The organism is Streptomyces sp. NPDC004561, assembly GCF_053602155.1.
Window position 1 is genome coordinate 1 of the sequence record NZ_JBSGDB010000546.1, and the last position, 5,430, is coordinate 5,430.

Genomic DNA, 5,430 nt, shown 5'->3' on the forward strand with positions numbered 1-5,430 from the left:
GGCAGATCATGCGCGGGGAGGTCCCGCCCGAGTCGGGACGCCGGGTGTTCGTGCAGCGCAGCCTGGACGACGGCCTCCGCTTCAGCGCCCCGCGGTGACCTGCGTCTTGTGGGGCCCGGCTCATCCCGGACAGGCCGTCGGTCAGGCGTCGTCCAGGGTGCCGAGGCCCGTCAGCGCGCCCACCGGGTCCAGGTCCGGGGTGCCCCGGGGCCACCAGTCGTCGTGTCCGGGCTCCGACTCGTAGGCGTACCACAGTCCGTCGTGGCCCAGGCGGAGCTGGACGTGGCCGCGCGGGTGGGTGAGCCGGTTGCGCCAGGGCCGGAACGCGGGCAGGTCCGCGGCGAGCAGCAGCGGACGCGCCCGGTCGAAGCGGCCGGCCGGCGGGTCCCACGGCTCCTCCAGTACGGCCAGCCCCTCCACTCCGCCCTGCCGCCAGGCGGCGACGGCCCGCGCCAGGTCGGACGGGGTGCGGCCGACTGCCGTGGCGAGCGTGGCGTACAGCGTGCGGGTCGCGGCGGTCAGGCCGGAACCGGGGCGGGCCGCGGCGAGGCGCACCGCGTCCTGCCACAGGCTCAGCTCGCCGACCGGGTCGCGCCCGGTGCCGAGCAGCGCGTGCGCGCGGGCGGCGGCGTCGGTCGCCAGCTGGTCCAGCGTGAAGGGGTCCGGGCCGCCGGGCGCCGCGGGATTCGCCGGCGGCTGCTCGGGGTGCGGCGGCACGGGCGACGGCGGGGGCAGCGGCGGGAGCGCGCGCGGGGCGAGGGCTTCCGCGGCCCGTACACCGGGCAGGGACTCCGGCTGCCGCTCCTGGGCGGCGCGGGCCGCGCGGGCGGCGCTGCGCCGGGAGAGCGCGTCGAGCAGCTCCCGCTCACCGCGGCCGCGCAGCAGGAGCAGTACGAAGGGGTCGGCGTCCAGCAGGCGTGCCGTCTGGTAGCAGAGGGCCGCCGCGTGCTTGCAGGGGTGGCCGGAGTCGGGGCAGCTGCAGCGCGGGGCGAGGTCACCGGGGCGGGGCAGCAGCGGGACACCGCAGTCGGCGAGGGACTGGGGAAGCTCCTTGTCGAGCAGCGCCGCGATGTGGCCCGGCCGGTCGGCGGCCGCGTCGAGGAACCGCGCCCAGTCCTCGTCCGGGAGCGTGCGGACCCGCACCTGCACCCGGTACGGGCGGGGTCGGCTGCCGCGCACGTACGCCAGGACCAGTCCGGGTGTCACGGTGATCGCGTCCACATGGCCCTGGTCGGCGTAACCCCGGCCGCGCGCCAGCCGCTTGGGATCCAGCGCCCCCTGCTCCAACGCGTCCACCCAGGCATTACCCCACCAGCTCCCGGCGAACGCCGCCTCTCCACGGCCCCGAGCCGCGAACGCCGGGAAGGTACGCCGAAGTTCACCGTCCCGGTGAGGCGTGCCCATGGTGCGCGGCACATGCGACGGCATGGGTTGCGTGATGCGGGGGGTGCGGTTGTGGGGCGCGGTGCGGTCGTCGGGAGCGGCGGACGGCTCGGTGGGGGTGGTGGGGTCGCCGGAGGAGGGGGACGGCTCGGTCGGGGTGACGCGGTCGCCCGTGGTGGCGAACGGCTCGGTACCGGTGGCACGGTCACCCGTGGTGGCGGACGGCTCGGTACCGGTGGCGCGGTCACCCGTAGCGGCAGCCGACTCGGCGGAGGAAGCGCGGCCACTCGTAGCCGACTCGGCAGGCGTGACGCGGTCGCCCGCGGTCGCGGAGGGCTCGACGGGGACGGCACGATCGTCCGAGGCGGCGGCCGACTCGGTACGGGCGGCCTGGCCGCCGGTCCCGGCAGCCCACTCCGCGCGGGCGTCGCGGTCGCCGGCGGAGGCCGGATCGGCAGACAGGGCGTGACCGCCTACCGCGGCGGCCGGATCGGCGGACGTGGCGTGACCGTCTGCGGTGGCAGTCGGCTCGGCGGACGCGGATTGCGGCTCGGTTTCTTCCTGTTCGGTGTCCGGCCAGGACGGCATGCGGAAGGCGTTGGCCAAGTAGTGCCGCATCTCCTGGGCCGCCTTGGCGCGGGCGGCGCTCGGGGCCTCGCCGGGTGCGAGAGGGGTGCCGGGCCGCTCGGGGCCGGGTGTGGCGCGCCGGGGTTCGGACGGGTCCGCGCGCAGGGCCTCGCGGCGGGCCGCGCGCAGCGCCTCCCGGGCGACGTCCGCGGGACGCCCGGCCGGTGGTGCGGGGCGCGGGTCGTGCTCGGCCTCCTCGTCCCGTGCCGGAGGGGTGGTCTCGGCCGTCGGCGGCGCGTCCTCGGCTCGGCGCGCGGACACGGCTGCCCGTAGTGCCGCCCTCGCCGCGTCGGCCGGCCTCGGTTCGGGGCCGGCCGGGTCGTCCGGGCCGTCCTCGCCGGGAGTGCCCGACATGTCCGTCCGCTCCTGAGCCGTGCGCAGGGCCTGTCGGGCGGCGTCGCCCGGCCGGCGTTCCCCGTCCGTCATGGCGTCCTCCGCAGCGAGACCAGGTCGGACAGCTCACGGTCCGTCAGCTCGGTCAGGGCGGCCTCCCCGGAGCCGAGGATGGCGTCGGCCAGGGCCCGCTTGGCGGCGAGCATCTCGGCGATGCGGTCCTCGACCGTGCCCTCGGTGACCAGGCGGTGGACCTGGACGGGCTGGGTCTGGCCGATGCGGTAGGCGCGGTCGGTGGCCTGCTCCTCGACGGCCGGGTTCCACCAGCGGTCGAAGTGGACGACGTGGCCCGCGCGGGTGAGGTTCAGGCCGGTGCCCGCGGCCTTCAGGGACAGGACGAGCACCGGGGTCTCGCCGTCCTGGAAACGGTCGACCATGCGCTCGCGCTCCGGCACCGGTGTGCCGCCGTGCAGCAGGTCCACCGGGATCGCGCGGGCGGACAGATGGGCGGTGATGAGGCGGGCCATGCCGACGTACTGGGTGAAGACGAGCGCCGAGCCGTCCTCGGCGAGCACGGTGTCCAACAGCTCGTCCAGGAGCGCGAGTTTGCCCGAACGGTGAGCCGCGGGCGCGTCCTCCTTCAGGTACAGCGCCGGGTGGTCGCAGATCTGCTTCAGGGCGCCGAGGAGCTTGAGGACCAGGCCCCGGCGGGCGATGCCCTCCGCGGTCTCGATGGCCAGCATGGACTCGCGCACCACCGCCTCGTACAGGGCGGCCTGTTCCCGGGTGAGCGGTACCGGGTGGTCGGTCTCGGTCTTGGGCGGCAGCTCGGGGACGATTCCGGGATCGGACTTCTTGCGGCGCAGCAGGAAGGGGCGGACCAGCCGGGCCAGACGCTCGACGGCCTCCTCGTCCTCGCCGTTCTCCACCGCGCGCGCGTGCCGGGCGCGGAAGGACTTCAGCGGGCCGAGGAGTCCCGGCGTGGTCCAGTCGAGCAGCGCCCACAGCTCGGAGAGGTTGTTCTCCACCGGGGTGCCGGTGAGCGCCACGCGCGCGGGGGCGGGGATGGTGCGCAGTGCCTTGGCGGTGGCCGAGTAGGGGTTCTTCACGTGCTGGGCCTCGTCGGCGACGACCATGCCCCAGGGCTGTTCGGCCAGGCGGGGCGCGGTGGAGCGCATGGTGCCGTACGTGGTGAGGACGAAGCCGCCGTCGAGGCCGTCCAGGGTGCGCTCCGGGCCGTGGAAGCGGCGGACGGGGACGCCGGGTGCGAACCGGGTGATCTCGCGCTGCCAGTTGCCCAGCAGGGACGCGGGGCAGACCACGAGGGTGGGTTCGGTGCGGGCCCGCTTCAGGTGCAGGGCGATGAGGGTGACGGTCTTGCCGAGGCCCATGTCGTCGGCGAGGCAGCCGCCGAGGCCGAGGGAGGTCATGAGGTCGAGCCATGCGAGGCCGCGGAGCTGGTAGTCGCGCAGGGTGGCGTGCAGTCCGGCGGGCGGGTCCGCGGGGCGCAGGCCGGCCGTGAGCCGGTCGCGGAGCGCGGCCAGCGCACCGACGGGTACGGCGTCCACGGTCTCGCCGTCGACGTCGGCCGTGCCGGTGAGCGCGACGGACAGCGCGTCGACCGGGTCGAGCAGACCCAGTTCGCGCTTGCGGGCCTTGCGGACCAGGGCCGGGTCGACGAGCACCCAGCGGTCCCGCAGCCGGACGACCGGCCGGTGGGCCTCGGCCAGCGCGTCCATCTCGGCCTCGCTGAGCGGATCCCCGCCGAGCGCGAGCTGCCAGCGGAACTGGAGCAGGTCCTCGCCCTCGAAGAAGCCGGTGCCGTCGGTGGCGGAGCCGGGGGCGGGCCGCACCACGGCGGCGGCCGTCAGGTCGCGGGCGAGGTCCCGGGGCCAGTGCACGGCGACCCCGGAGGCGGCCAGCCGGGTGGCCGCCACGCCGAGCAGTTCGCCGAGCTCCTCCTCGGACAGGGCGAGGACGTCGGGCACGTCCTGCTCGGCGAGCCGGTCCAGGGGCGCCCACACGCGGGCCGCCCGGCGCACGGCGAGTGCCGCGTCCACGCGTGCGCGTGGGCCGAAGGCCGCGTCGGCCTCGCCCGCCCACAGGGCCGCCGCGTCGGCCACCAGGGTGGGGTCGGCGAGGCTGTGCACCTGGACGATCGCCGCCCCGGCGGCGCGTGTGCCGGGGCTCTCCGCGGCGTCGAAGAGGTCGTACGCGGCGAGGTCCAGGCGGAGCGAGACCCGTACGCCCGCGTCCATGCCGGCGGCGACCTCGGCCGCCCACTCGTGCGCCCGCGGCAGGGACTGGGGCTCGCGGGCGGCGAAGGGCCTGCCGGAGGTGTAGGGGGCGGCCGGAGTACGGGGCAGGGTGTCGGCGACGGCGTCAAGGAAGGAGCGGATCAGCGCCTCCGGCTCGGGCAGCCGGAGCGGGCCGGGGTCCGGGAGGGGCACGGCGTGGCCCTCCGGGGGCAGGGCGGCGGCCACCGCGCGCAGGTGGGCGATGTCGTCGGGTTCCAGCGGGCCGGCCCGCCAGGCGTCGTGGCCGGCCGGGGTCAGGCCGGGCAGCAGGCGGCCGCGGGCGACGAGCCGCAGCGCGTGCAGGGCGGCGGCGCCCCAGCAGGCCGTGGCCGGGTGGGCGGCCGGGTCGCGGCGGGCGCGGACCAGCAGCGGCAGGGCCTTGGCGAGCGGCAGGGTCAGCGCGGGCACCGCCCGGCGGCGCACGGGGGTGCCCCGGCGTCGTACGACCGTCAGCTCGTGGGCGTCCGCCTCGGCGCCGGCGGGCAGGGGGCCGCCGGTGGGGTCCCAGAAGGCGATGCGGCCCTCGCGCGGGAGGGGCGCGGGCAGGTAGACGGACGCGAGGCGCACCGGCACCGGGTGCCCGGTCCCCTTCTCCCGGGAACCTCCCGTGCGCTCGGCCACCACAGCCGTGCCGCTGCCGCTCATACGTCCTGCCACCTCCCGCCCGTGCCTCGGATCAGATGTCTCCGACTCTACGGGCGGGGTCTGACAATCGGCTCCGAGGACCGTCCCGCTCCCCCACCCGCGGCACCGGCGCGGATCGGGGCCGCCTGCGAGGCGCCCCACGCGC

At 77.1% G+C, this 5,430-nt stretch carries 2 protein-coding genes; both read right to left on the reverse strand.

The window, feature by feature from the left end:
• Positions 1-141: 141 nt before the first annotated feature.
• Positions 142-2,436, reverse strand: coding sequence for an SWIM zinc finger family protein (locus ACWEN3_RS40315; protein WP_452981861.1), 2,295 nt, complete (start codon positions 2,434-2,436; stop codon positions 142-144).
• On the reverse strand, positions 2,433-5,285 hold the full coding sequence (locus tag ACWEN3_RS40320) for an SNF2-related protein (protein ID WP_452981864.1): 2,853 nt from the start codon (positions 5,283-5,285) through the stop codon (positions 2,433-2,435). The genes ACWEN3_RS40315 and ACWEN3_RS40320 overlap by 4 nt, the downstream gene beginning before the upstream one ends.
• Positions 5,286-5,430 lie beyond the last annotated feature (145 nt).

What these genes read in the sequence shown, in the direction of transcription:
- ACWEN3_RS40320 (WP_452981864.1), bottom strand. Translation starts at nt 5,285, where the DNA reads ATGAGCGGCAGCGGCACGGCTGTGGTGGCCGAGCGCACGGGAGGTTCC.
- ACWEN3_RS40315 (WP_452981861.1), bottom strand. Translation starts at nt 2,436, where the DNA reads ATGACGGACGGGGAACGCCGGCCGGGCGACGCCGCCCGACAGGCCCTG.